General features: G+C 38.3%; 24 protein-coding genes. 13 read left to right on the top strand and 11 right to left on the bottom strand.

Features of this window, described 5'->3' with window-relative positions; genetic code table 11:
• The first annotated feature begins 230 nt into the window (after positions 1–230).
• Together AC1M85_RS11805 and AC1M85_RS11800 are read left to right on the top strand one after the other, a co-directional pair.
• Positions 231–695 (top strand): YybH family protein, encoded by a 465-nt coding sequence (locus tag AC1M85_RS11805; protein WP_179998993.1) that lies wholly within the window; start codon positions 231–233, stop codon positions 693–695.
• 72 nt (positions 696–767) lie between these two features.
• The gene (locus AC1M85_RS11800; protein ID WP_035269847.1) at positions 768–1,172 is read left to right on the top strand and encodes an NUDIX hydrolase; all 405 of its coding nucleotides are present in this window, start codon (positions 768–770) and stop codon (positions 1,170–1,172) included.
• 10 nt (positions 1,173–1,182) lie between these two features.
• On the opposite strand, the gene AC1M85_RS11795 is transcribed toward AC1M85_RS11800, so the two are convergent.
• From AC1M85_RS11795 to AC1M85_RS11765, 7 genes are all read right to left on the bottom strand, one after another.
• Positions 1,183–2,133 (bottom strand): tRNA dihydrouridine synthase, encoded by a 951-nt coding sequence (locus AC1M85_RS11795; RefSeq protein ID WP_213032613.1) that lies wholly within the window; start codon positions 2,131–2,133, stop codon positions 1,183–1,185.
• A 113-nt stretch (positions 2,134–2,246) separates the two neighbouring features.
• Positions 2,247–5,021: a bactofilin family protein gene (locus tag AC1M85_RS11790; RefSeq protein WP_488213130.1), complete on the bottom strand. Its 2,775-nt coding sequence runs from the start codon at positions 5,019–5,021 to the stop codon at positions 2,247–2,249.
• A 14-nt stretch (positions 5,022–5,035) separates the two neighbouring features.
• Complete coding sequence (locus AC1M85_RS11785) at positions 5,036–5,698, bottom strand: PilW family protein (protein ID WP_092767483.1); 663 nt, start codon at positions 5,696–5,698, stop codon at positions 5,036–5,038.
• A 3-nt stretch (positions 5,699–5,701) separates the two neighbouring features.
• Entirely contained in the window at positions 5,702–6,148 is a 447-nt protein-coding gene (locus AC1M85_RS11780) for a PulJ/GspJ family protein (protein ID WP_092767481.1), read from the bottom strand.
• The gene (locus AC1M85_RS11775; protein WP_092767479.1) at positions 6,120–6,647 is read right to left on the bottom strand and encodes a pilus assembly FimT family protein; all 528 of its coding nucleotides are present in this window, start codon (positions 6,645–6,647) and stop codon (positions 6,120–6,122) included. The genes AC1M85_RS11780 and AC1M85_RS11775 overlap by 29 nt, the downstream gene beginning before the upstream one ends.
• 1 nt (position 6,648) lies before the next feature.
• Positions 6,649–7,062: a type IV pilin protein gene (locus AC1M85_RS11770; RefSeq protein ID WP_488213129.1), complete on the bottom strand. Its 414-nt coding sequence runs from the start codon at positions 7,060–7,062 to the stop codon at positions 6,649–6,651.
• 361 nt (positions 7,063–7,423) lie between these two features.
• Positions 7,424–8,233 carry a cytochrome C assembly family protein gene (locus AC1M85_RS11765; RefSeq protein ID WP_092767475.1) on the bottom strand — a complete coding sequence of 270 codons (810 nt, stop codon included), beginning with the start codon at positions 8,231–8,233 and terminating at the stop codon, positions 7,424–7,426.
• Between the two features lie 143 nt (positions 8,234–8,376).
• Here AC1M85_RS11765 and ffh point away from each other — a divergent pair, with 143 nt between their 5' ends.
• Positions 8,377–9,783: a signal recognition particle protein gene (gene ffh, locus AC1M85_RS11760; RefSeq protein ID WP_488213128.1), complete on the top strand. Its 1,407-nt coding sequence runs from the start codon at positions 8,377–8,379 to the stop codon at positions 9,781–9,783.
• A 123-nt stretch (positions 9,784–9,906) separates the two neighbouring features.
• Positions 9,907–10,461 (top strand): RBBP9/YdeN family alpha/beta hydrolase, encoded by a 555-nt coding sequence (locus AC1M85_RS11755; protein WP_488213127.1) that lies wholly within the window; start codon positions 9,907–9,909, stop codon positions 10,459–10,461.
• A 30-nt stretch (positions 10,462–10,491) separates the two neighbouring features.
• On the opposite strand, the gene AC1M85_RS11750 is transcribed toward AC1M85_RS11755, so the two are convergent.
• The 3 genes from AC1M85_RS11750 to AC1M85_RS11740 all read right to left on the bottom strand — a co-directional run bounded on the left by AC1M85_RS11750 (position 10,492) and on the right by AC1M85_RS11740 (position 12,581).
• On the bottom strand, positions 10,492–10,959 hold the full coding sequence (locus AC1M85_RS11750; RefSeq protein ID WP_488213126.1) for a hotdog fold domain-containing protein: 468 nt from the start codon (positions 10,957–10,959) through the stop codon (positions 10,492–10,494).
• A gap of 102 nt (positions 10,960–11,061) precedes the next feature.
• Positions 11,062–11,802, bottom strand: coding sequence for a type III pantothenate kinase (locus tag AC1M85_RS11745; RefSeq protein ID WP_035269271.1), 741 nt, complete (start codon positions 11,800–11,802; stop codon positions 11,062–11,064).
• 26 nt (positions 11,803–11,828) lie between these two features.
• Entirely contained in the window at positions 11,829–12,581 is a 753-nt protein-coding gene (locus AC1M85_RS11740) for a biotin--[acetyl-CoA-carboxylase] ligase (RefSeq protein ID WP_092767469.1), read from the bottom strand.
• Positions 12,582–12,608: 27 nt separating this feature from the next.
• Between AC1M85_RS11740 and AC1M85_RS11735 the strand changes: the two genes are divergently transcribed.
• The 5 genes from AC1M85_RS11735 to ligA all read left to right on the top strand — a co-directional run bounded on the left by AC1M85_RS11735 (position 12,609) and on the right by ligA (position 20,977).
• Complete coding sequence (locus AC1M85_RS11735; protein WP_488213125.1) at positions 12,609–13,409, top strand: sulfite exporter TauE/SafE family protein; 801 nt, start codon at positions 12,609–12,611, stop codon at positions 13,407–13,409.
• A gap of 162 nt (positions 13,410–13,571) precedes the next feature.
• Entirely contained in the window at positions 13,572–14,267 is a 696-nt protein-coding gene (locus AC1M85_RS11730) for a GntR family transcriptional regulator (protein WP_481587219.1), read from the top strand.
• Positions 14,268–14,277: 10 nt separating this feature from the next.
• Positions 14,278–17,730 carry a chromosome segregation protein SMC gene (smc, locus tag AC1M85_RS11725; RefSeq protein ID WP_488213124.1) on the top strand — a complete coding sequence of 1,151 codons (3,453 nt, stop codon included), beginning with the start codon at positions 14,278–14,280 and terminating at the stop codon, positions 17,728–17,730.
• Between the two features lies 1 nt (position 17,731).
• A complete protein-coding gene (locus tag AC1M85_RS11720) occupies positions 17,732–18,835 on the top strand; it encodes a cell division protein ZipA C-terminal FtsZ-binding domain-containing protein (protein WP_488213123.1) in 1,104 nt (367 codons plus the stop codon).
• 96 nt (positions 18,836–18,931) lie between these two features.
• Positions 18,932–20,977, top strand: coding sequence for an NAD-dependent DNA ligase LigA (ligA, locus tag AC1M85_RS11715; protein WP_488213122.1), 2,046 nt, complete (start codon positions 18,932–18,934; stop codon positions 20,975–20,977).
• 61 nt (positions 20,978–21,038) lie between these two features.
• Here ligA and AC1M85_RS11710 read toward each other — a convergent pair whose 3' ends face one another.
• Entirely contained in the window at positions 21,039–22,103 is a 1,065-nt protein-coding gene (locus tag AC1M85_RS11710; RefSeq protein WP_481589273.1) for an NAD-dependent epimerase/dehydratase family protein, read from the bottom strand.
• 321 nt (positions 22,104–22,424) lie between these two features.
• Between AC1M85_RS11710 and ftn the strand changes: the two genes are divergently transcribed.
• The 4 genes from ftn to AC1M85_RS11690 all read left to right on the top strand — a co-directional run bounded on the left by ftn (position 22,425) and on the right by AC1M85_RS11690 (position 26,298).
• Positions 22,425–22,889 (top strand): heteropolymeric bacterioferritin subunit Ftn, encoded by a 465-nt coding sequence (ftn, locus tag AC1M85_RS11705; protein WP_488213121.1) that lies wholly within the window; start codon positions 22,425–22,427, stop codon positions 22,887–22,889.
• 166 nt (positions 22,890–23,055) lie between these two features.
• Entirely contained in the window at positions 23,056–23,778 is a 723-nt protein-coding gene (locus AC1M85_RS11700) for an alpha/beta hydrolase family protein (protein WP_481587224.1), read from the top strand.
• An 82-nt stretch (positions 23,779–23,860) separates the two neighbouring features.
• Positions 23,861–25,144, top strand: coding sequence for an adenosylmethionine--8-amino-7-oxononanoate transaminase (bioA, locus tag AC1M85_RS11695; protein ID WP_488213120.1), 1,284 nt, complete (start codon positions 23,861–23,863; stop codon positions 25,142–25,144).
• On the top strand, positions 25,141–26,298 hold the full coding sequence (locus tag AC1M85_RS11690) for an 8-amino-7-oxononanoate synthase (RefSeq protein WP_488213119.1): 1,158 nt from the start codon (positions 25,141–25,143) through the stop codon (positions 26,296–26,298). The genes bioA and AC1M85_RS11690 overlap by 4 nt, the downstream gene beginning before the upstream one ends.
• The last annotated feature ends 5 nt before the right edge of the window (positions 26,299–26,303 follow it).

Below are 26,303 nucleotides of genomic sequence, written 5' to 3'. Positions count from 1 at the left end.
TTTATAATGGCTTCAGTGAAACTGGGGCCAATTTTTTATGCGAAAATAACTCGTCATTGGTTTTCTGATCATAATGATAAGTTTTAATAAATAATGGTTGTTTTTTATCAATTTAAATTGAATTTTAGATACAAATTAGAATAAAAATTTCTTTGCTTGGCACAAAATAACATTACACTTCTTCTTTAAAAGTGTTAACTTCATCACACTAATAACAATAAGGTCACATCATGTCTATTCAGATTGAGGGTAATGTTGTTGCTGCTCATGAAGTATTAGCGCAATTAAAAGAATGGGATTCAGCATTAGTGGGTAATAATGTTGATGCGTTAATCGAAAAATGTGCACAAAATGTAAGTATGTTTGATGTCAGCACCCAACTTGAGGGAGCTGAAGCTTATCGAAAAGAATGGCAAAAATTTAGCCCATATTTCTTTGATGGGATGCAAATCACTCGCCGTGATGTAAAAGTGCATGCGAGTGATCATTTGGTTGTATTACACTGTCACTCTAAAGTGGAACATAAAGCCTTAAAAGGTCAGCTGCAAATGCCTTGGTGTCGTACAACATTATGTCTACAAAAAACCAATGAACAATGGGTGATGGTACACCAACATATTTCTATGCCTGTAGACTTAGCAACGGGAAAGGCTATCATCTTGAAGGATAAATCAAAATTAAGGCTTGTGGTTTAGCTTATCTTGAGCATTTAGATGGGCTTAAACAGTGTTATCTTTCATGAATGAGTTAAATTCTGGAGACGTGTCATGGGATTTTATGATTTTTATCGTTTGAGTTCTCATGCGGTGATCACTAACCCAGAGGGACAAGTCTTATTACTGAAAGCAAACTATGCCAATTACAGTTGGGGGTTGCCTGGTGGTGGTTTAGATCAAGGTGAAACCATACATCAAGCTTTGCTCAGAGAGTGTAAAGAAGAAATAGGTTGTGATGTAAGCATCCAGTATTTGTCTGGGGTTTACTATCACGCACATGTAAACTCACACACATTTATATTTAGATGCATGATTGAAAATAATGCCCAAATTCAACTCTCTGAGGAACATACGGAATATGCATGGTTTAGTCCAGAGCAACTGTCTGAGGTTCAACGCACTCGTGTTCAAGACTGTCTGAATTTTCAAGGTGAAGTTCGGAGTTATTCATTCTAGAATTTAGAAATTAGACAGTTGGCATAATGTTTTGAAAATGATTGAGCTTAGCAATGATTTCATCTACTTGTTTCAGACGTTTCACTTCATCCCATAACAGTTTTGCTTCAGGATAATGTTTAGACATCATACCTAGCCATTGCTTATAACGTCCGACCATATTCATTTCTTTTTTATAAGAACCATTTAAGAAGCGAATTTGGAGTGTAATTAAATCGCTCCATTGTAATATCGCTTCGTCTTTATTTTGTCGGATGCATTGTGTGACATCGGGTGTTGTCACTGCTGCACGACCAATCATTAGATCTTCACAACCTGACTCTAGTAAACACTGGCGCGCATCTTGGTTATTCCAGATTTCACCATTGGCTATCACATTAATGCTAAGCGCATGACGAATGGGTTGAAGTTGATCCCAAAAGGCGGGTGGGGTGTAGCCATCTGCTTTTGTTCGTGCATGAACGGTAACCCAAGCGGCACCAGCATCTTCTATCGCATGTGCATTTTCTAGGGTGAAATTACGATCCATATAACCTAAACGCATTTTTGCTGAAACTGGTATTTCAGCAGGCACTGCATCACGTACAGCTTTAACCAGTTGATACACTGTTTCAGGTTCATCCAATAATACAGAACCACCTCGATGCCTGTTTACTGTTTTAGCTGGACAGCCAAAATTCATATCAATTGCAGGTGCACCTAACTCCACCGCTCGAACGGCATTTGCAGCCAACATGGTTGGATTATTCCCTAAAAATTGAACATGAACGGGTGTTCCTGCTGCTGTTTTGCCATCGTTCAATAATTCGGGACAGTAAGAATGATAGATGTGATCTGGGAGGACAGAATCAGTGACACGGATAAACTCAGTTACACACCAGTCGAAGCTGCCGACATGTGTGAGAACATCACGCATGATGGGATCAGTTAAACCTTCCATGGGTGCTAAAACGAGTTTCACTTGGTCACCTGAATATGGGAAAAACGGTGTTATACGGTGTTTTGTATAGCTTGTCTAGTCAGAAATTTCACACAAAAAAAGCCCAAACTTATGTTTGGGCTTTTCGCTTCCAATTATTGATATTTAGCCCATTGTAGGTCTGCATTTTTAATGGCGATGAAATCATTGGCATTCACATCATCAACTTTATTTAAATTTTTATATTCATTTTTGGGAATATAAATATTTGTACCAGCACCCATTGTATTGTGTTGTTGAACACTAGTATACGGTGGGACACCTTGAGAGCTGATATTACCAAAGATTCCATTTTTTTCACCGATACCACATGCTGCACTACCTTCAACATTACTTCTTGCTAATACGTCACCATAAATTTGTGCACATGCACCAATACGCACAACTTGATTAGACATCAAGGCAACTAAACCAAGTTCTAACTTTGTTATTTCTTTATTATCAATAGTCACTGTATCAAGCGTACCGTTAGGTAATCTATTGGTATTTTTATACATCGTATTCGCATCTTGGCACAAATTCACTGGCGTCAAGAATTTGTTCGATAAAGTTGCAGGTGTTGTTGCAGGTGGACTAACACTAAACTTAGTATTAGACGTAGTGCCTAAGTTACGTGAACAAATTAAGGCATCTGTTGCATTTGGATTTCGCGTAATATTACGAGGCGAATAAATGCGAGGAGACATCGCAATCGCATCAATATCACCTTCAGCAAGGAAAGTATTGGTGAATACAGAATCAGTACTATCCGCCGCAAGATTCGCTTTACCAGAAATAATTAATTTACCTTCGAAATACAGAATACCTGGAGCAAAACTTGCGTTATCGAATGTAGATGTATCCATTGAACGAATATACCAAGTGTCTGGTAATGTATAGTCATAATCTTTAGGCCAGCCAAATATATAACGATCTTTACCATCAAGACCATTGAAGTCTAAGCTGACCCGTGGAAGATATCCAATAATTTGGCTCGTGCAATAACCGCTCTTATGCTCAGTACGTAGCCCTAAACTATTGGTCATGACCTGTTCTTCATGAATAGTTTCACAAATAGCACCGACATAATCTTTGCTATTCAAGGTGTATTTCCCTAAATAGAAACCTCGTGAGCCTGAGTTTGAGTTCTCAGGGTCAATTTTCATGATTTGAGTTTTATTTCCTGAAGTATCTACAGCAAACTGTTTGTGAATATTATTAGTAGCGTCATACTCATACATGTAAGTGATTTTAGAGCTCTCATTGCGAAGATGATTTAAATATACGCGAGCAGCGCCATATTCACGTACGAAAATATAGTTTGCATCATTTCGATATTGACGAACATCGACTCTGGTTTCAAACGTCATATTTTGAATTGCTTCTTGAATACTGGCTATGGTTTCAGAAATATCGTATTTAGGAATATCTGGAAAAGTACTGAGCTGAGGGATGCTTGTGAGTTTTTCATAAATTTTTCCACTAATTGCATTCTTAAATCCTTCAACTACACCATTCTGATTTGAAGTACTAAAGTTGGCAAGATAGACATCACCTTTTACGTCTTCAGCAATAAGACCATCTAATAAGCGTAATGGACCGTTAGAATACACATTTCCACCAATCCAACTTGTACTTAAGCGGACTCCAGCCTTGTACACGCCAATCCCTTGTTTCGACTGATTGTGAGCATAGGCCGATTGTTCAATTTTGGAGAAGGTATCAAGGTCAATAAATTCTTTGGCTCTTACACTGCCCTTAACGTCACTACTAGAAATATTAACTTTCCCGCCTGATGTAATATCACCCGTAACAACACTAGTTCCGATCATTGTTACGTTGCCACCTGCCATGACATTTCCGTTGACTTTACTAGAAACGGAAATATTGACATTCCCTTGGTGTGTGGTGATAGAAGACACTTCAACATTCGTGCGTAGTGTTACATCTTTATTGGTATGCAAGTTTGCAGCATAGCCACCTTCTGTAAGGCTAATATTTCCGTCAGTGGAAATATTTTGAGCTTTAGAACCAAGAGAAAGTGTGACATCACCAATTGCTTTAATATTTTCTGCTTTGACATTAGTTAACAGTTTAACCCACTCACCAGATGAAATATTGCCAAAATTTCCGCCGTTAATAATGTGAACATAGCCCTCAGCATTGATGTTAATTACAGCCCCATTTCTTGTACCACAGGCATCAATTAAACAATCAATATAGACATTTCCACCTTTACCATCTTTGTCTTTCTTAACGTTAATAGTTAAGTTTTTGATATTTTTGATTTTGAAACCAGCTTGTAAGGACAGGCTGCCACCATCGACATTCAGTTCGACATACTCATCTGGTTTAGTTGGATCTTCGCCGGAAATGGTAGTGCCAGACATAAATGTTTGACCAGTGAAATTAATAACACTCTTGTACTTAATCAGGTCTGCTGCAAGGTCATAGATTGCTTGTATCGTAGTAGCTGATTGAGCTGACCCACTTTTCGACAGAATATTTGCGATAACAATACATTTGGTTCCAGTAGAACCATCTGGGTTATTGGTTAAACCATTGCAACCTTTTACATCTTTTACTTCAACAGTGACATAACGTTGGTTGGTATCATCATTTAAAAGCTGAATTTCACCTGTATTTAATAAGCTTTGGCGAAAGTCGTTAATATCGGTATCCTTATATTTTTTTAATAAATATTCACGAAAGGCACTAACACCTGACCATCCCATGAGTTGTACGTTGGTTTGTGCATGCGCAGCAACATTTGCTTCTTTGTTGGAGATGAGTGATTTTGCAACAGTCGATGTTATGATCATCACTGTAAGCCCGATGAGCAAGACCAAAAGAATAGTGGCCATGCCTTGCTGCTTTCTTAAACTATTCATCTTTAATCTCGCTCTTAAAGGTTAACAATGTTATTAAGACAAACGGTATTACTCACTGTTTGACCAATGTTTGAATTTTGCATTTCATCTGCGTATTGACGATTAGCAGTAATCGTCAGTTGGCGCGTACCTTTGGAGTTGTTTTTATCAATTCCAAAAGGTGTACAATTTCCCGGTGTTAATACAAAGTTAAAAACGGTGCCTGTTTCTAAGGTCTTAAAGGAAACAATATGCTGTTTTTCATCAGGTTGGCTAAAAGTTTCTATATTTAATACTGCTTCAGACCCACAGTTATTCTTTTTAAGAAAGATTAAGCGATATGTATCACCTTCTTTTTCTTGAGTTAATGCTTCACAGTTGTAATTAATCGTTGTATTTGCAGACATTAAGCTTGTTACAGGATCTGGATTCATTCGCCAGAAAACAGCAGGTAAATTTTGAGTGTCCACTCCTACAGCAATATCTGATGTTTTTCCTGAACCATAGCCTGCATTTTGAACGAGCTTCTGTGCAACTGATAATGCTGTTCGTATTTGAGCATCGTATTCCGAATCACGAGAAGAACTAATACCAATTTGAGTCGTCTGTTTAAAAAGCATGAGCATCATTAGCATGCATAACATTGCAATGACTAATCCAACCATCAACTCAACGAGCGTAAATCCTTTTTGACTCATGATTTATCTCCCGACTCGATAACAATCTAAGCCTTCCATACTGTCTTCAGCGCAGGTCTTGGCATTAGATTGATTTGTACTCGCAGCTAATACAGGCCATGTAATTTTTGTACCTGCGACACCGCTCGTTTCACTAATATTTTCAGAATTCAAATTGCAATAAATGTAGTAGGTATTACCATTTAATGTGAACGATTTACTTTCGGTAGATTGGTTATTGAATGAAGCACAAACATCAGTTGAATCAGTAGATATAGTGATGGTTTGTAAGCGATTTTGCAGTTCGTTTATCACTATATTGTCAATGTTCATATATCGTTGCGTGTTCAACATTTTGCTGATTGCTAAACCGCTACCAAAAACAATAATCGAGAATATAAGTAAACCAACAAGAGACTCCAACAATGTGAAACCACGTTGATTAGTTGATTTGAATGTTTGCTGATTCATTATTCTTCTCAACTGTAACGGTTAAATTTAAATTTGAATTGCACGTTGCTGATGCTGAACTTGCAGCAACCAACATCCCATTCGAGTTAAAAGATAGACAATAAAACTCTGTATTATTTACTTTGAAAAATACATTCGATGCATAGGGGATTTTTTGAAGGATATAGTTTTGGTCAGGCGAGTTGCCGTCACTTGTTGAACACGCATCAGTATTGTCCTTAGCAACTCGAATCACTCTAATTTCTTGATGGGTTTTATCTATACAAACAGATGCTGCTGCAAGTGAAGACTCTTGATTATTCGTGTTTCGAATTGCTGCAGAACGGGCTTGATAAGTCGCATTTTTAATACCTGCTAGCGCTCCATCAACATGACTTTGATCTACCCAAGCTCTGGTTAAAGAAGTACCTACAAATAACAAAATAGCCAGTACAACGATCGTAATCATTAGTTCGATCAGCGTGAAACCAAGTTGTTTTCTATAACCAGTATTTTGCATATTATTTCACCCAGTCAGTATATGAACCACAACCGACCACGGTACGAGTTCCATCATTTTTGAGTGTTAATGTACAACCTAAAACTCTTGCTTCAGTTCCTATTGCCTGAACCGCATAATTCACACCATCTGATGAAGTGTACGTAAAATTAAATGAATCAGAACTTGGATTCCAAGTTGTAAATTTAGTTTTTACTGCATTGGTATTTGATAAGGTTTCTTTAGGGTAGTTTAGTGTTCTTTGATATGCATTTTCAGCACCTAATGAAAGTGCGATTAAATTTGATTGAGCTTCTTTGATTTTTGCTTTGGTGACGTAGTTTTGATAACTAGGTACTGCAATTGCGGCCAAGATTGCAACAATAATGATGACGATCATTAATTCGATTAAGGTAAAACCTTTTTGCAATTTCATACATACCCCAAAATAATCATCAAAAATATCCATTTACTAACTGTAACATTAGTTACTAACCTAAATAATAACAACTTATAGGAGATTAATGGGGGGTATTAAGCGATGAACAGATTATTAATATTAATTAATTAGATAATTCAAATAATATTAACTATTATTTATTAAAGCATCATAAAGGTTTAATGTGGTTTTTTTTATATTAAGTAATTGATTTTTATTAATATTTTTATGTTAATATTTTATTTATACTTAAAATTTATTTACCTATATTTTAAATGTATTTAAAATATATAAAATTTAATATGATGTGATATTTATTTAATTATTATTATTTATTGTGATCTAAATCACACAATTATTATTTTCCTAGAATCATTTCTAATACAAATTTTGATCCAATAAAGCCTATTGCAAGTAAAATAAAACCAATAATGGTAAAGCGTCTCGCTTTTTGACCGCGCCAACCAAAACGATAATGTCCAAATAAAAGTGCACCGTAAACAAACCAAGAGACAATACTAAACGCTGTTTTATGTGCCAAATGCTGTGCAAAAAAATCATCAATCGTAAAAAAGCCGAAGATAAGTGCAGTACTTAATAAAATGAAACCTGTAACAAGCATATCGAATAACAAAGATTCCATTGCTTGATAGGAGGGTAATAGATTTACCCAAACACGATGTTTCTGTTTGTTTTTTAACTCACGATCTTGTAACCACAACAAAACTGCGTGAATTGTTGCCATTAATAGCACTGCATAAGCTGAGAGTGACAAAATAATATGGACATCAAGTCCAAACGTGTTCTGTTTAAGTGTAAGTATAGGCTGGCTCAGGGAATAGCCTAAAATTAAACCCAATGCAGCTACTGGTATTCCAATCAGATTTAGCGCAAGTACAGGTCGATAAGTGCTATAAAGCAGGCTCAATAACAGCATGAGTGCTGAAGTAAATGAAAGGAGATTAAAAACGTTATAGTTAATGCCGAAAGGCGTTTTCATATCTATCAATAAGACGACAGCATGCAAGATCAAGCCTAATCCAGCTACGAGACTGATAAACCAATGATTAGGGACACGTTTAGTCATTAAATGGGTAAATAAATACCAAAAGGCAGTGGTATAGGCGATCAATGCTAAAATTGTGTAAACCAAAGGGAGGCTAATCATGTCAAACCTTTTTATGGATGCTGAATATTCATCTAATAAGATATAAATTCCAAACGAACTACAGTATCCTATAGCATCTTATGCATAAATTTTCTATTTTAAGAAAGATTTTTTTGCAACAACCATTTTAAGCGGATTTTGCAATGTTTGATACCTTAACAGAACGACTCACGCAGAGTTTAAGAAATGTTACTGGCTCTGGGCAACTGACCGAAGACAATATTAAAGATACGTTACGTGAAGTGCGTATGGCACTTCTTGAAGCCGATGTTGCACTTCCTGTAACTCGTGAATTTATCGCGAAAGTTAAGGAAGAGGCATTAGGTCAAGAGGTGATGTCACAGTTATCTCCAGGCCAAGCATTCGTCAAAATTGTTCATGATGAACTCACCAAAATGATGGGTGAGGCAAATGAAAGTCTTGATCTTGCTGCAAAGCCTCCCGTTGTTGTTTTATTGGCTGGTTTACAAGGTGCAGGTAAAACGACGACTGCTGCAAAATTAGCTCGTTTTTTACAAGAGCGACAAAAGAAAAAAGTCGCAATGGTTTCTGCCGACGTCTATCGTCCTGCAGCGATTAAGCAACTCCAAACTGTAGCAGATGAAGTCGGCGCGATTTTCTTTGAATCAAGTGCTGATGAAAAGCCAATTACGATTGCAAACCGAGCAATTGAACAAGCCAAAATTCAATTTGCGGATGTATTGATTGTCGATACTGCAGGTCGTTTACATATCGATGACGATATGATGGGCGAAATTAAAGAATTGCATGCAGCGATTAATCCTACAGAAACACTGTTCGTTGTAGATGCAATGACCGGTCAGGATGCTGCAAATACAGCAAAAGCATTCAATGATGCATTGCCTTTAACCGGTGTGATTCTTACAAAAACTGATGGTGATGCGCGTGGTGGTGCAGCACTTTCTGTTCGTGCAATTACTGGTAAGCCTATTAAATTCTTGGGGATGGGGGAGAAACTCGATGCCCTTGAACCATTCCATCCTGAGCGTGTAGCACAACGTATCTTAGGTATGGGTGATGTTCTTTCTTTGGTTGAAGAGCTTGAACGTAAAGTCGACAAAGAAAAAGCTGAAAAAATGGCGAAAAAACTGCAAAAAGGCGGTAGCTTCAACTTTGAAGATATGCTGATGCAGTTTGAACAAATGAATAAAATGGGCGGTATGATGGGCTTCTTAGACAAGTTGCCTGGCATGAGTAACTCAGGAATTCAGGATGCGATTGCTCAAGCAAATCCTGAAAAGCAGGTGAAGAAAATGGAAGCGATTATTCAATCGATGACCATCAAAGAGCGTCGCAATCCTGACTTGATGAATCCAAGCCGTAAAAAACGTATCGCAGCAGGTTGTGGTATGGATGTTGCTGAAGTCAATAAGCTGATCAAACAACATGCCCAAATGGCAAAAATGATGAAAAAATTTGCGAATCCATCGGGTATGGCGAAAATGATGAAATCATTAAGCGGTATGCAAAAGAAATTTGGTGGCGGCGGTGGCGTTGGTCCGTTATTTGGTGGCAAAGATCCAAAATAACTCCCATAATTTAAAAAGGCGCTTTGGCGCCTTTTTTCATGCTACATAATTTTGCAAACTTACTATTTAGTTTAAAAAATAATCAATTCATGATGTTGAGAATAGAGTCAAGAGTGCAAGAAAATGACACAGGTTTATGTTGTGCATGGATATACGGCAAGCCCTGAAGAAAATTGGTTTCCATGGATACAACAACAAGCTGATCAGTATGGTATTCCATTAAAAGTATTGAGATTAGATCCTTCTGAGACGCCACAATTAGGAACGTGGGAACAACAAATGAAAGAGCAAATAGCTCAAATTGATGATCAAACAATTTTTGTTGCTCACAGTCTCGGGTGTATTGCAACTTTACATTACTTAAGCCAAGTGCTTTTAAACCAAAAAATCAAAAAATTAATTCTAGTCGCTGGTTTCAATGGACGTTTAGGGCGGCTTGAGCAAGTCAATCCATTTATTGATGCTGCTGATATAGATTTTCAACTCATTCGTGACCAAGTTCATGATCGCGTGGTCATTTATTCTGAAGGTGATGAGCGCGTTCTGCCTAAATTTAGTTTCCAGCAAGCTGAAAGTATTGATGCACATGTCGTTGCTGCTGAACATCAAGGCCATTTTATTGATTCAGAAGGTTGTACGGCATTGCCTGAGGTCTGGGCTGAGATTATTCGAGATTAATTCAGAAGCTATAAGCTCTCACTGACGTGTTTAACGTGATGTCACCCACATATTGATTTCTGCTCTAAAGACAAGCGCTTGGTTTTGATCATGAACTTCGACACACGCTACAAATCTATTTGGTATGGATTGCCCCGCTTGAATTGGCGTCAGAGGATAAGCAACTGCTGTTAAATCGGTCGTTGCTTTTTTAATATAGTTGACTTGCATACCGTCGGGTATCCATCGATGACTTGGTGGAAGAGTGACTTCTGTCATTAGACCACCAGTAAGCTCTGCCAAATTACACAATGCGATCGCATGTACAGTATCGAGGTGATTTAAAACCCTTTTTTCTTTAGACATCTGGACCTGACAAAAATCTGGTCTCAATTCAATAATTTTCGTGCGAATCGACTTGAAATAAGGTGCTTTGAGTTGGATCACTTGATTGAAAAGTATTTTCCCAAAGGGCAGTTTCTTCGCGATATTCCAAACGTTTAACGTCCTGTTATTCATGTTGTTCAGCCTGTTTTTTTGTATTTTGGATGTGTGTACTGACACTGAGTGAATAATTTTTTGTTTTAAGAGACACTCAGTTCAGCAGACCTGATGACCAAGTTATGTTTTTTGTTGCGTGACAGCAAGATAGCGTTGTAAGCCTTTTAATAATAAATCGGTTTCAATTTTCGGGTCATAAGATTGTAAATATTGAGCAAAAAGTGCTGCATCTCCACCTGTAAGGATTAATTTTCTTGGAGATGTTGTTAAAACTTTTTCGATCATACTGACCAATCCCAATAAAATACCATGATGAACAGCATCCATTGTATTTTGCCCAGGACTTAACTCATCAAATGCAGCATCAGGGATTTTGATCCCTTTGGTATTTTGAATAAGTGAGTCTCGTTGTAGATAGAGATTAGGTACGATATATCCCCCTAAATGTGTAAATCCATCTGCTAAATCAATTGTTAAGGCCGTTCCACAACTGATCACGCAATATTTCTCTTGAGGATCGGTGACGACCGCTAGAACTTGTAGCCAACGATCGATACCCAATTGATTCGGTTCTGTATATCCACATTGGAGTCCTGCATATTCTTGATGAACTTTAGCAACGACAATTGGGATATCCAGCAGTTTTAAAATTTTGAGTATACGATCGTTATTTTTCTTGTCTTGAACAGATGAGATACCGACTTCTGATAGGTTTTGAGATTTAAAGTGTTGGATGAGACCCAACATTAAGTCCGCAGGAGATTGTAGATGAAGCTCCGCCACATGCTCCAAGATTTGCTCACCTTCCGTGATCCAATATTTTAAACGCGTATTGCCTATATCTAACCAAAGACGTTTCATCATGTATTCGCTGACCTATCTTTTCTTTATTTTTTTAAGCGTAAACGCCCTTGATACAAACCGATTAAACCTTGTTCAGTCAAAATATTAATTCGACCATCATCTCCAATACCTTTAAAGATACCTTGTACTGTTTTATTCACTTGCTCAAACTCTACAGTCTGATTCATAAAAGCAGCATAGTGATTGAAACGTCCCGAGAGGTTATAACTTCCATGCTCAAACCATTGTCCAGCTTGCATGATTGCGAGATAAAGCTCTGAAATAATCTTAATTCGATTTGGATGAGCTAAACCCAATTGCATGATTGATGTGGTTTGCTGTTCGATTGCTGCATCAGAAACAGGCAATAAATTAATACCAACACCAACAATCGCCTGATGTGGGGTTACAGGCTCTACCAAAATGCCACCCCATTTGCCTTGCGCACTATAAAGGTCATTTGGCCATTTGATTTGTAAATGATCCAATGACTTAAATGAAGGAATTTGCAAAATATTGAGTGCAATCTCAAGGGATAGTCGACCATCTAAGGGTGTTTTGGTTTCTAGCAATGTGCTTAAATAAATATTCCCGACTGGGGAAACCCATTGTCGTTGATGTTGTCCACGTCCCTGAGTTTGAGTCTCACTGCATACAAGAATACCCTGTACACCTTTTTTGATGAGTGCGCGTACTTCATCATTGGTTGAAGTGGTGCTCTGTTTTAACAGTAAAACTTCTGGAAGTTGTTGAGCTTCAGTTAAAAGCTGACTGAGGTGGCGAGTCTCTAAATCCATGTTGAATCTGAGAAGAGTAAAAGATTTATGGAGTTAATCATATATTTAGCTATTGGTGCAATCGCTGGTTTTACTGCAGGGTTGTTTGGCGTGGGCGGTGGATTAATCATCGTACCCATTTTATTTATTGTATTTACCCAAATGGGTTATGACCCAACTGTCATTATGCACATGGCGCTTGGAACATCATTAGCTACGATTGTGGTCACATCGATTAGCTCAGTTATGGCACATCATAAAAAAGGTGCAGTGCTATGGTCAGTATTTAAAAATTTAGCGCCAGGTTTGGTACTGGGTTCATTTTTTGGTGCTGGATTGGCCAGTATTATCTCTGGACCAATGCTGCAATTGATTATCGGTTGTTTCGCAATTTGGGTTGCATACCGTATGTTCCGTGGTGCTAATGTGGTGGTCGATCAATCTAAGCAACTACCTTCTGTACCTGCTCAATTGGCTGCGGGAAGTGGAATTGGGGTGGCTTCAGCAATTTTTGGGATCGGTGGAGGAAGTTTAACCGTACCTTATTTAAATCATCATGGGGTGGTGATGCAAAAAGCTGTTGCAACATCTGCTGCATGTGGACTGCCGATTGCTTTAGCAGGTGCATTTGGATTTATGTTCTACGGACAAAAAGCATCTGCTGAAATCGAAAATGCCATTGGATATGTTCATGTTTATGCATTCATTGGCATTAGTGTAATGAGTTTTATCACCGCAAAAGTAGGAGCAAAAGTTGCACATAAACTGTCAGCAGCGATGTTGAAAAAATGTTTTGCAGCTTTGCTTACAACTGTAGGGATTTATTTTATTTATCAAGGCGTATTTTGAGAAAAATATGCCAAATAATTCTCGAAAATAATGATGTGTATTGACTTAAAAATTTGATAAATTGTCAGACAAAGACATAGTCAGCATGATGCTATTGGTATAAAAACAATAAAATAGCATCATGCTTGATGAAGTATGAGTAAAAAAATAAATAGGAATATTATGCAATTGGAAGAAGTGGACAGCCTTTCAGAGCAAATAGCCAGACATATAAGTGAACAGATTATTAGTGGCGAATTGGTCGAAGGTGAACGTATACAAGAATTGCGTATCGCTAAAGAATTAGACGTGAGTCGAGGTTCTGTACGTGAAGCTTTGTTATTACTTGAACGCACGCATTTAATTGAAATTTATCCAAGACGCGGCGCAATTGTGTCAGAAATGTCTGCTCAACAAGTGCGAGCTTTATTTGATACGAGTGCACTTATGTTAGGGCAGATCGTCCAGCGTATGAGTGAAACTTGGCGTAATCATGAAGCTGAGGCGCTTCAGCAACTTATGCAATATTTAATTGAACAAGTTAAACAAAGTAATACTGAAAAATTTTACGATGGTGTATTTCAATTTTTAGCTAAGCAACAAGATATGGTAGCCAACCCATACTTAATGAAGTTTTATCGCGAACTGTTGCCATCTATACGTCGTAGTTATTTTTTAACCTTAAATACTTCGCGTAGAGAGCTTCAAGAAGCACTTGAATTAATTAAGCTTGTGATCGATGCAATTTTGATCCGAAAATCACAACAAGCTACTTTATTTATGGAAGATTTTTGCCGACACTTGCGCAATCTAGTGTTAGAGTCACTGACACGAATGAAACAAATTGAACTAGCTTGGGCGCGGAGATCGCGCAGATAATCAGGACACTATGCGATTAAGCAGCTTAAAACTCTCTGGCTTTAAATCTTTTGCGGATAGCAGCACCTTACAATTTAAAGCCAACCGTACCGCAGTCGTGGGACCAAATGGTTGTGGTAAATCCAACGTCATCGATGCAATCCGATGGGTGATGGGAGAGTCAAGCGCACGCCAGTTACGTGGTGGAAGTATGCAGGATGTCATTTTTACTGGGACAGCAAAGCGTAAACCAGTGGGAATGGCGAGTGTAGAATTACGCTTCGAAAACACCTATGGAAAACTAGGTGGAGCCTATAACGCTTATAGTGAGTTGGCGGTACGTCGCCAAGTCAATCGCGATGGTAAATCTGAATATTTTCTTAATGGTACAAAATGCCGCCGCCGTGATATTACAGATATTTTTTTAGGAACAGGCTTAGGTCCTCGTTCGTATGCGATTATTGAACAAGGCATGATTAACCGTTTGGTCGATGCAAAACCAGATGAAATGCGCGTTTATATCGAAGAAGCTGCTGGAGTATCACGTTATCAAGCACGTCGTCGTGAGACGATGCAACATTTAGAACATACTCATCAAAATTTAAGTCGTCTAAATGACATTGCTGTTGAATTAAAATCCCAATTAAAGACACTAAAGCGTCAAGCAGAAGCTGCACTTCAATATAAAGCCTTAGAGACTGAAATTCGAACTTTGAAAGTTGAGATACTTTCATTTCAATGCCATCAAAGTGAACGAATTCAACAAGAATATACAACTGAAATGACTGAATTGGGTGAGCAATTTAAGCTTGTTCGTTCTGAACTCACCACTGTTGAGCATGATTTAACAGCAACAAATGAGTTATTTCAGCGATTAATGCAACAATCCACACCACTTCAGCAAGAATGGCAACAAGCTGAAAAAAAGCTGGCTGAATTACAAGCCAATTTGGATCAAAAACAGCAATTGTTTGCTCAAAATACTTTAACTTTAAAGCAGCTTGAAGAGCAAAAAATACAAACCAAAGAGCGGATGCAACTGATTGATATTCAGTTGGAAGATTTGATCCTCCAGCAAGAACATCAAGCAACAACATTGAGTGATACTGAATCAAATGCACAGCTTGATTTACAACAATTCAATGAGCTGAAGGCAAAGCAACTTGAAGCGCAAAAATCATTTTCTGAAATAAAAGCATTGGTTGAAAAGCAACAACAGCAACGTGCACAAATGTTGGCGCAGAGTGATCAATTGGCTAAAAATGTGCTTCGAATTGAGCAGCAAAAACAAACTTTGCTCGAACAAAAATCTCAAAATCAAGCACAGTATGAACAGGATGATATTGACAATCTCCTGCATGAAAAACATGATGTACAGATTGAAATCGTTCGTCTAGAAGAAAGAATTACGACATTAGAAACTCAATTGAAACGTGATCAAATCTCATTGACTGAGCAAAAAAGTAAATGCACAGATTTGAATTCACACATCCAGATTTTGAAATCTGAACAAAAACAATTACAACAGCTTGTGGTGAAAGTCAGTCGACATGCATCGAAGAGCAATGACCCTTTAATGCAAATTTTGAAGCTAAAAGATCAGGCGAAACCGTTTGCAGCATTGGTCGAAAAATTTCTGTCAAAGTGGCTGCATGCGAATACGTTAAAGAGTGAAGATTTATTTCAGACCGAATCTGCCCGTCAATTAAAAGTTATTCAGCAAGATGTATCTGGGACTGTACTTGGTTTACCCACATTAGCGAGCTGGATTGATTTCCCCCAAAACTCATTATGGTTAAACGTTGCGATAGCTCAAGATTTTGAGCAGGCGCTTCAATTACAGCCTCAATTAAAACCAGGTGAGTCTATTTTAAGTTTGGATGGCTATCATATTGGTCCTGACTGGATGATTGGTCTGTACTTTGATGAGTCGAGTCAAGATGCTCAAGGAGCACTTAGCCACCGAATTCGATTAGATGAAATTGATTCAGAGTTGACACAAATGGTGAAAGCGCATGAGTCAATGACGCTCGAACTCGCAGAGATGCAATTAAAGCTTGAACAAAAAAATAGTGAATGTACGGAGTTGCAAAAAGCGTTAAAAAATCATCAAGCCCTTGCTCACCAAGTTGAAGTGAAGATTGCAAAACAGCAAATGGCTCAGCAGGCTTTCGAGTCGCAAAATCTACACATTGAGTCACAAATTGCTCAACTTGATGCGCAGCTTGAAGAAGATGCGATGCAAAAAGATGATTTGGAAATCGATTTACATGCATTGATGCTTAAAATTGAACACAATCTTCCACACTACAAAACCTTAGAGTTTCAAGTTGAAGAATTGAATGATCAGGTTGAGCATCTTCAGGACTTAGTCTACAAAAAACAACAAGAGTTAGAAACAAACCGCCGTACTCATACGCAAAATCAGCAACAAATTGAGCTGTTGGAAAAAGATGCAAGTTTTCTAAAAACGCAATATCAGCAGATCATCACTCAAATTACACAAGCTAAAAATTTCGTGGATCCGATTCAATTAGAATTACCCACTTTGCAAAGCCAATATGAGGTTCAAAAGCAGCAGACTGAAAAGTTACAAAAGACTTGGTCCTCATGGCAAGTCGAACTTAATGAAATACAGTCTAAGCAACAAAAATTGACGGAGCTACGATTAAATCATCAGCAAAGTGATGAGCACTTTAGAACCCAGTTAGAAGAGAAGCGTTTAGCATGGCAAGTGACTAAATCTGATTTACAACATTATGCTGAACAATTAAAAGAGCTTAATGCTGAATTATTAGAAAATATGCAAATCGATCTGAGTCAGCACCAACAGCAGTTAGAGCAAGCACAGCGTCAGTTTGACAAAATAGGCGCTGTGAACTTAGCAGCTTCAGAAGAGTATGAAGAAGTATCAAAGCGCTATGAAGATTTAAGCCATCAAATTGAAGATCTTGAAAAAACAGTCGCACAATTAAAAGATGCGATGAAAAGCATTGATCAAGAAACTAAAAAGCTATTCATGACTACCTTTAATCAAGTAAATGCGGAATTGCAAAACTTATTCCCAAAGGTGTTTAATGGTGGTGAAGCAAGTTTAAGTTTAGAAGATGATTGGCAATCTGGTGTAAAGCTAATGGCTCGACCACCAGGAAAGCGAAATAGCTCTTTAGCATTGTTATCAGGCGGTGAAAAAGCACTAACAGCACTAGCATTAGTTTTTGCTATATTTCGACTGAATCCAGCACCATTTTGTGTATTGGATGAGGTTGATGCACCGTTAGATGATGCAAATGTTGGACGTTTTTGTAATTTAGTAAAAGAGCTTTCTGAACAGGTCCAATTCATTTACATTACACACAATAAAGTTGCGATGACGATGGCTACTGACTTACTTGGTGTAACAATGCCTGAGCCAGGAACATCGAAGTTAGTCACTGTTGATCTAGAAGAAGCGAAAGAATACGGTTTAGCTGCGGAGTCTTAATATGGAAATCAGTACCATTATCGGAATTGTGATCGCAATCGTGATCTGTTGCATAGGGTTGTTTATGATCCTGCGCAAGCCGAGTGATGCAGCACCGTCATTAGATGCTGAATTACATATAAATGAACAATGTAATCAACCCGTCATTCCGCGTCATGTTCGTAGTCTTTTACAGGCGCAAGCCGCTCCATTGGCTTCTTCTGAGCGCGTAGAACCAAGTTTGAAAGACATTGAAGCGAGTGAAGTGGCTCGAGTGGATCAAACAGCTGATCAGCATGCTACAAAGACGCCTGAAAATATTCAAAAAACTGTAGAAGTGGTAGATACAGTGCAACTGAATACTTCGGTAGACCTTGCAGAGAAAGAAAGTAAATCTCTGCTCGACTCCAGTAAAAACTCGGACAGCACTGAGACTGACCCACTAGAAAAAAATACAGAAACAGTCGAGAGTAAAGCTCAGTCGATTGATGGTGTAACAGACACTCAAAGTGCAGATCTTATTTCCAAAGATTCAATCGTAGAAACTACAATTGAAGACTCGAAAAAAGTTGAGCCAAGTTTTGTATTAAATCCTAATATTCAAACTGCTGAAATCAAAGAATTTGAAGAAGAAAGCAGCATCTTGGATGTGCATTTACATGAACAGCAACGTTTTGATGATGAAAGTGCTTTAGCAAATGCCGAATACATTATTAGTTTGAATATGTATCCGAACCCTCGAAAAGCACTTTCTGGTGATAAAGCTTTGAAAGTGTTAATGAAATATGGATTGCGCTTTGGCGAAATGAACTGTTTCCATCGTTATGAAACTCCTGATGCAGTCAGCCCATTGCTGTTTTCCGTACTCAGAATCACAGATCAGGGTCCTGCAGGTTTCGATTTAGAAACATTATCTGGTGAACAAGTTCAAGGTTTAGCATTCTTCTTAGCATTACCGCATCATAATGTTCAAAAAGGCTATGACAGTATGGTTAGTATTGCAGGGCTTATTGCACGTGAAACAGATGGTACCGTTTATGATGAAAATAATCTTGAATTTACACCGCAGTTAAAAGAACACTGGCGCCATAAAGCGATCGACTATAGATCAGGTCAAGCTGTTTAATCACCTAGGTGACTTACTGAATTTGTGTAAAGTCATTTATACTGTTTAGGTTGAAATTATTGGGCGGAATTTTCCGCCCTTTTATATGGTGAAAATATGGATCAGAACGCTGTCGTTGCGCAAATGCGCCAACTCATTCAATTATTGGCTCGGCATAACCATGCTTATTATGTGATGGATCAGCCGACAATTGAAGACAGTGAATATGATCAATTGTTTTATCAACTAAAAAACTTAGAAGAACAAAATCCTGATTTAGTACAGACGGATACACCGACCAATAAAGTCGGTGATAAACCTTTATCTAAGTTTGAAAATATTACACATACTGTTCCAATGTTGTCTTTGGGTAATGTGTTTAATCAGGATGAACTTTTTGCCTTTGCACGCAGAATTGAAGAGCGTTTACCTAACCAGAAAATCCAATACGACGTCGAACTTAAATTTGATGGGCTTGCGATCTCACTATGGTATGAACATGGTGTGTTGATTCGAGCGGTTACACGTGGGGATGGTGAAACAGGAGAAGTCATAACCCAAAATGTAAAAACAATTCGTAATTTGCCTAAAGTACTCATGATGTCTCAAGGTGTACCACCAGCGTTGTTAGAAGTTCGTGGCGAAGTACTAATGCCTAAAGCTGGATTTGTAAAGTTAAATGCTGAAAATGAGGCCAAAGGTGAGAAAACTTTTGCTAACCCAAGAAATGCAGCAGCAGGGAGTTTGCGTCAACTTGATCCGACCATAGCAGCATCACGACCACTTGCATTCTATGCTTATGGAATTGCGCAATGCATGCCACATCATGGTCTGAGCACGATGTCAGAGAGCTTAAATTGGCTTGAACAGTTGGGCTTTGCTGTTGGGGAAAAACATTTTGTTTGTGACAGTATTGAAGAGGTTCAAGCGGCTTATGAATCTGTAAATCAGGAGCGTCCAAACCTGTCAGTTGAAATTGACGGGATGGTCATCAAAGTCAATGATTTGAAGCAACAACAACAATTAGGCTTTTTAAGTCGTGAACCTCGATGGGCAACAGCATATAAGTTTCCTGCAGTGGCTGCGCTAACCACAGTTGAAAATATTGATTGGCAGGTAGGGCGTACAGGTACTTTAACGCCTGTAGCGCGATTAAATCCTGTATCGGTTGGCGGAGTCACAGTATCAAACGTGACTTTACATAATATTGGTGAAATACATCGCTTGGACGTGCGCGTTGGAGATACGGTGAGTGTCTATCGTAGCGGAGATGTTATTCCTAAAGTTGAAAAGGTTTGGCCAGAATTTCGACCTCTAGAAACCACTGAAATTCAATTGCCAGAACAATGTCCTGTATGTGCTTCTCCAGTTGTGATGCCTGAAGGCGAAGCTTTAGCACGATGTTCTGGTGGGCTTTATTGTGCGGCACAGCGTATAGAGGCGATCCGTCATTTTGTATCACGTAAAGCAATGGACATCGAAGGTTTGGGTGATCGTTGGGTTGAGTCTTTATTACATCTTGAACTCCTTAAAGATGTTGCAGACATTTATCACTTGCACGAGCATCGTGAAAAATTATTGACTATTGAAAAAATGGGTGAGAAATCTGTACAAAAACTCATCGACTCAATTGAAAGTAGTAAAAAAACAACATTAGCGGCATTTATTTACGCACTAGGCATTCGAGGAGTAGGCGAGACTACGGCTCGAATGTTAGCCAATACTTTCCAGACTTTAGATGCGCTGAAATCTGCTGATTTAGAAGCACTGAAGAAAACCCCTGATGTAGGTGATATTACTGCAGAATGGATATTAGACTTTTTTAAAGCTGAACATAATATTGAAGTATTAAATCGATTAATTGAGGCTGGAATTCATTGGGATGCACCGATAGCACCGACTCGACAACCTTTAAATGGTGAGAGCTGGGTGGTGACTGGTACTTTAAGCAGTATGGGGCGAGATGAAGCGACTCAACTCTTACAGGCATTAGGTGCACGTGTGAGTGGTAGTGTATCCAGTAAAACGAAAAGCTTGGTTGCTGGTGAAAAGGCGGGTTCCAAACTTGAAAAAGCAGAAAAACTAGGTATTCCGGTGATGAATGAGGCTGAGTTTATTGCATTTATGATTCAGCATGGTCAGCTCACTGAACCTGAGTCTTAAGTGTATCTTGCACATAACGAAGGGCATCAATAGATGCCCTTTTTTCTCGAGTAATTAGATATTAACCACGTTTTTTGATAATGCCATCGTCAAGTAGCTGTTGAAAATGTTCTACGATACTTGTCTCAACGTCACGATATTGCATGCCTAATTCTTGCTTACTACGCTCAGCATTGAAGTAAATGGGGTAACCCACATTCAAGTCAACGAATTTTCGCGTATAGCCAAACAGAGGAGCGAGTAATTTGAATAAAAACTTGGGAGCAATCATTCGTGGGAAAGGATAGCGTCCACCATAATGTTGTCGTAATGTTTTACCCATTTCGAGTAGGGTCATCGTTTTAGCATTAATAATATATCGTCCATGTGCTTTAGGGTGATGTGCTGCTTGGATATGCGCATGAGCGACATCTCGAACATCGACTAAACCATTCCACATTGGAGGAACACCAAATAATGTCATGCCATTTCCAAATTGTTGAATGACTTCAACACTTCCAGATTGTGTAGAAGGTGTGAGTGATGGTCCAACAACCAATGAGGGATTGATACACACTAAATTCCATCGAGATTGTGCCTTTTGCATATCCCATGCTTTGCGTTCTGCTGCGACTTTAGAGTAAAAATAAGGTTGGTGTTCGGCACTACTGGTGGTATTCCAATGGCTTTCTTCAAACTGGTTCTGCTCAGTTTTCAAAATATCCACTGCATCGCCATAAGTTGAAGCAATACTAGATGTGACAACGACACGTTTTACTGTATCTGTACGATTGACACTGTTCAGTACATTGGTCGTACCTTTTAGTGCAGGGTCAATCAAGTCTGTGATTGGATCTTTAAAGTTAGTCACTAAAAAAGGTGACGCCATATGGATCACAATTTCACAGTCTTTCATTGCTTCATCAAACGAACCTTCTTCTAAGAGATTTGCTTGAAATAACTTTAAAGCGCCTGAAGTTTGAGATGCGATTTGTTCTAAATGTTGAAAACTTGAACTTTTAGTTAAGTCTCGTACAGTGGCGTGAACTGTGTATCCTTGTTCTAATAATTGTTTAATTACCCAACCAGCAATATAGCCAGTTGCACCTGTCACCAAAATCGGAGCAGTAGTCGTCATCATTGTTATTGCCTGATGGTCAAATAGATTCATTCTAAAATTAAAAAAAGGATTTGTCCTTGATCATTTTCAACATCAACTCAAATGTAATGAGAGTCACTTCGATTGGTTACAAAATTAAATAGAGCTAAAATTTGTTTAAAACTGCTCTCGAATTTTTTTAACTGTATGCAAGGGGTTATTTTTTAAGTAAAAAATAAGTGATTCAAACTGCAAATGCGTATGTTTCTCATTTTAATTATATAAAAATCATAAACTTACACATTATATTTTTTGCAAAATAAGCTCTGATTGTTCATAATGTTGCTATTAAAGAATGGAGTGATTGAAATGCGTGGCAATCCAGAAGTCGTAGATTACTTAAATATGTTGATCGGTGGTGAACTGGCTGCTCGTGATCAATATCTCATTCATTCACGTATGTATGAAGATTGGGGTCTCACTAAGATTTTTGAGCGTATCGATCACGAAATGCAAGAAGAAGCACAACATGCTGATGCTATTATTCGCCGTGTCTTATTCTTGGAAGGCACACCGAATATGAGTCGTGATGATATTGAAGTAGGTGAAGACGTTGTTTCATGTTTAAAAGCCGATTTAAAGCTTGAGTACGAAGTGCGTGAAAAATTAGCGCAAGGTGTAAAGCTTTGTGAGGAAAAAAGCGATTACGTGACACGTGATATGTTGCGTCAACAAATGTCGGATACCGAAGAAGATCATACCTATTGGTTGGAAAAACAGCTTCGCTTAATTGAACTAATTGGTTTACAAAACTATATTCAGTCTCAAATGTAAGTTAAAACCCAGCAAGGCTGGGTTTTTTTATACCTCAGTTTTGCCTGAATTGGCTCATTTTTAATAATTATCTAAAAATCAAAGTGAAATTGAATGATTTGCTCAATGAGTTATTGTGCTTGGCTTTATATACTGACCGAAAACGATCAGCTAAGGATTGGCAATCATGAGTAAAATCTTATTAATTACCGGTTGGGGACTTGGAACAAAACCACTAGAAAATTTAAAAACTGCTTTGGATATGGCAGGATTTCAAATCGATCTGATTAATATCTTTAATGCACTCGACCCTGTGGAATTATCTAAACATGTAGAGTTAGCCAAAAAAGTCGATGTCATTATGGGGTGGTCTTTAGGCGGACAATTAGCAACGTTGCTCACCCAAAAGGTTTTCGAGCTTTCAGGTCAGGCAAAAACGTTAATTACTTTAGCATCGAATCCTTGCTTCGTTGCCAATGAACGCTGGTGTACAGGTATGCCGGTTTCTACTTTTCAAAGTTTTAGAGAGTCTTTTGAAAATGATCCCATGACCACTTTAAAGCGATTTTGTTATCTGGTCTCACAGGGAAGCCAAACTGCTAAGCAAGATTGGCAATCTTTGCAAAATTCAATTACGAGTGAAGAGCTAGATTTAAAAAAGCAGGGCTTGGATTTACTATATCATCTTAATACTGTCGAGATATTGAAAAATTATGTCGGAAAACAATTACATGTATTTGCTGATGATGATGGATTAGTTAGTAACAAAGTTCTAGATAATATCCGAAAGATAGATGCAAAGTTTTTTAAATTCGAAATTATCCCAGGCTCTCACTGCTTTTCAATTTTTAGAGCTACACAACTAAGTGACAAAATCGTTCAATATCTAAGAAAGAATGAGAAATCCTGATGAATATTGTCTAATCAGGCAATTCATAACAAAAATAATTCGCGTTATGCTCTGTTTAGATTAATAAGGAAATTCTTCCAGGATGGTTGACGAATTCGATTTAGCACACTTATGGCACCCTTATACTTCGATGTTAAACCCACTGCCGACATATAAAGTAAAAAAGGCTACAGGGGTGATGATTGAACTTGAAGATGGCCGTCAACTCATTGATGGTATGTCATCTTGGTGGTGTGCCATTCACGGATATAACCATCCTCAACTTAATCAAGCTGTGTCGGATCAATTGCAGCACATGTCACACATTATGTTTGGTGGGCTTACTCATGATCCTGCGATTGAATTAGGGAAGGCATTATTAAAAATTACACCACCTCAATTAGATAAAATATTCTATGCGGACTCAGGTTCTGTCGCCGTTGAAGTCGCATTGAAAATGGCAGTTCAATATTGGACCGCACAAGATAAGAAAGATAAAACCAGTTTTATCACGACGCGTTCTGGTTATCATGGTGATACATGGAATGCAATGTCAGTTTGTGATCCCGTCACAGGGATGCATCAGGTCTTTGGTTCTAGCTTGCCTTCTCGTTATTTTGTTCCTGCACCGCAGACTCGATTTGATGAAGATTGGAATCCAGCAGATACTCTTGTATTGGCAGAAACTTTAAAAAACCATCATGCCACTATCGCTGCCATGATTATTGAGCCGATTGTGCAAGGTGCTGGAGGCATGCGTTTCTATCATCCTGAATATTTACGCGAAGCCAAGAGGCTATGCGATCAATATCAGGTGTTAATGATATTTGATGAAATTGCCACGGGGTTTGGACGAACAGGTAAATTATTTGCTTGGGAACACGCTCAAGTTGAACCAGACATCATGTGTATTGGTAAGGCGCTGACCGGTGGGTATATGACTTTATCTGCAACACTGACCACGCGACATGTCGCTGAAGTGATCAGCTCTGGTGAAGCTGGCGTATTTATGCATGGACCTACATTTATGGCGAATCCCTTGGCTTGTGCTGTCGCCTTAAAGAGTACTGAGCTTTTATTGTCACAAGATTGGCAGTCCAATATTCAAAGAATAGAGCAAGTTCTAAAAAATTATTTACATAGATTAGATGATCAAGCACATATTCAAGATGTCCGTGTGCTCGGTGCTATCGGTGTTGTTGAACTTAAACAAAATGTTGATATGAAAACGCTGCAACAGCGTTTCGTAGAACGAGGCGTGTGGATTCGTCCTTTTGGAAAATTAGTTTATGTCATGCCGCCTTTTGTGATTTCAGATGTCGAACTCACTGAATTACTAACGCAGTTGGTGAGTGTTGTGATGGAGCTTGCAGAGGAAATGAGATGAATCTGTTGGATCACTACGCAGAGCAGTTAGACTCATTAAAACAAACTGGAAATTTTCGGCAGTTTAAATCCATCGTTCAGTATGGAAAATGGGTTGAGTTTCAGCAACAGAGAATGTTGAATCTTTCGAGTAATGATTATTTAGGAATTGCATCAGATCTACAAATAAGAGAAGCTTTTTTTGATCATTGTTCAGTAGATTCAAAAAGAATGAGCTCTTCATCTTCAAGATTACTCACAGGAAATTATCCTGAATATGAGCAATTTGAATATGACATGAGTCAATCATTCAATCAAAGGGCAGTCCTGTTATTCAACAGTGGCTATCACATGAATATTGGTATTTTGCCTGCGATTGCTGATAGTCAGACTTTAATTCTTTCGGATAAATTGATTCACGCCAGCATGATTGATGGGATTCGCTTAAGTAAAGCGAAGCTGATACGTTATCGACATAATGATCTGCTTCATTTAAAGCAATTGATCGAGCAATATCATGATGATCCCTTGTATCAAAGAATCATTGTGGTAACTGAATCAATTTTTAGTATGGATGGTGATGAAACTGATTTAACTGCATTGGTGAGTCTGAAATATCAGTTCAGTAAAATCATGTTATATGTTGATGAAGCACATGCTATTGGTGTTCGGGGGAAGCAAGGACTCGGTTGCGCTGAACAATATGCTGTCATAGATGATATCGATTTCTTGGTAGGAACATTTGGGAAAGCACTCGCATCTGTTGGTGGATACATTGTGTGTCATCCAATCTTAAAAGATTATTTAATCAACAAAATGCGCTCGTTGATTTTTAGTACCGCACAACCGCCCATCAACATGGCTTGGACGCATTTTATTTGGAATAAAATGAAAAAAATGCAGGAGCAACGTGCTCATTTAAGTGATTTGAGTCTGCAACTGCTTCAATATATTCTTGAGCAAGGTTACGAATGTCCTTCAAGCTCGCAGATTATTCCTTTAATTTTAGGTGATTCTCAGCGTGCACTTGAGCGCGCACAACAATTACAACAATCTGGTTTTTATATTTTGCCGGTTCGGCCACCAACGGTTCCACAAGGAAGTTCACGCCTGAGAATTTGTATGAATTCTCAGCTGAATCAAGATGAATTGGAGCGGTTGAAAGAACAATTATGAATGAC

It is taken from the genome of Acinetobacter sp. 24-47-64 (assembly GCF_057737055.1).
The sequence above is the reverse complement of the archived record's forward strand: the minus strand, read 5'-3'. Positions and strand labels throughout refer to the sequence as shown.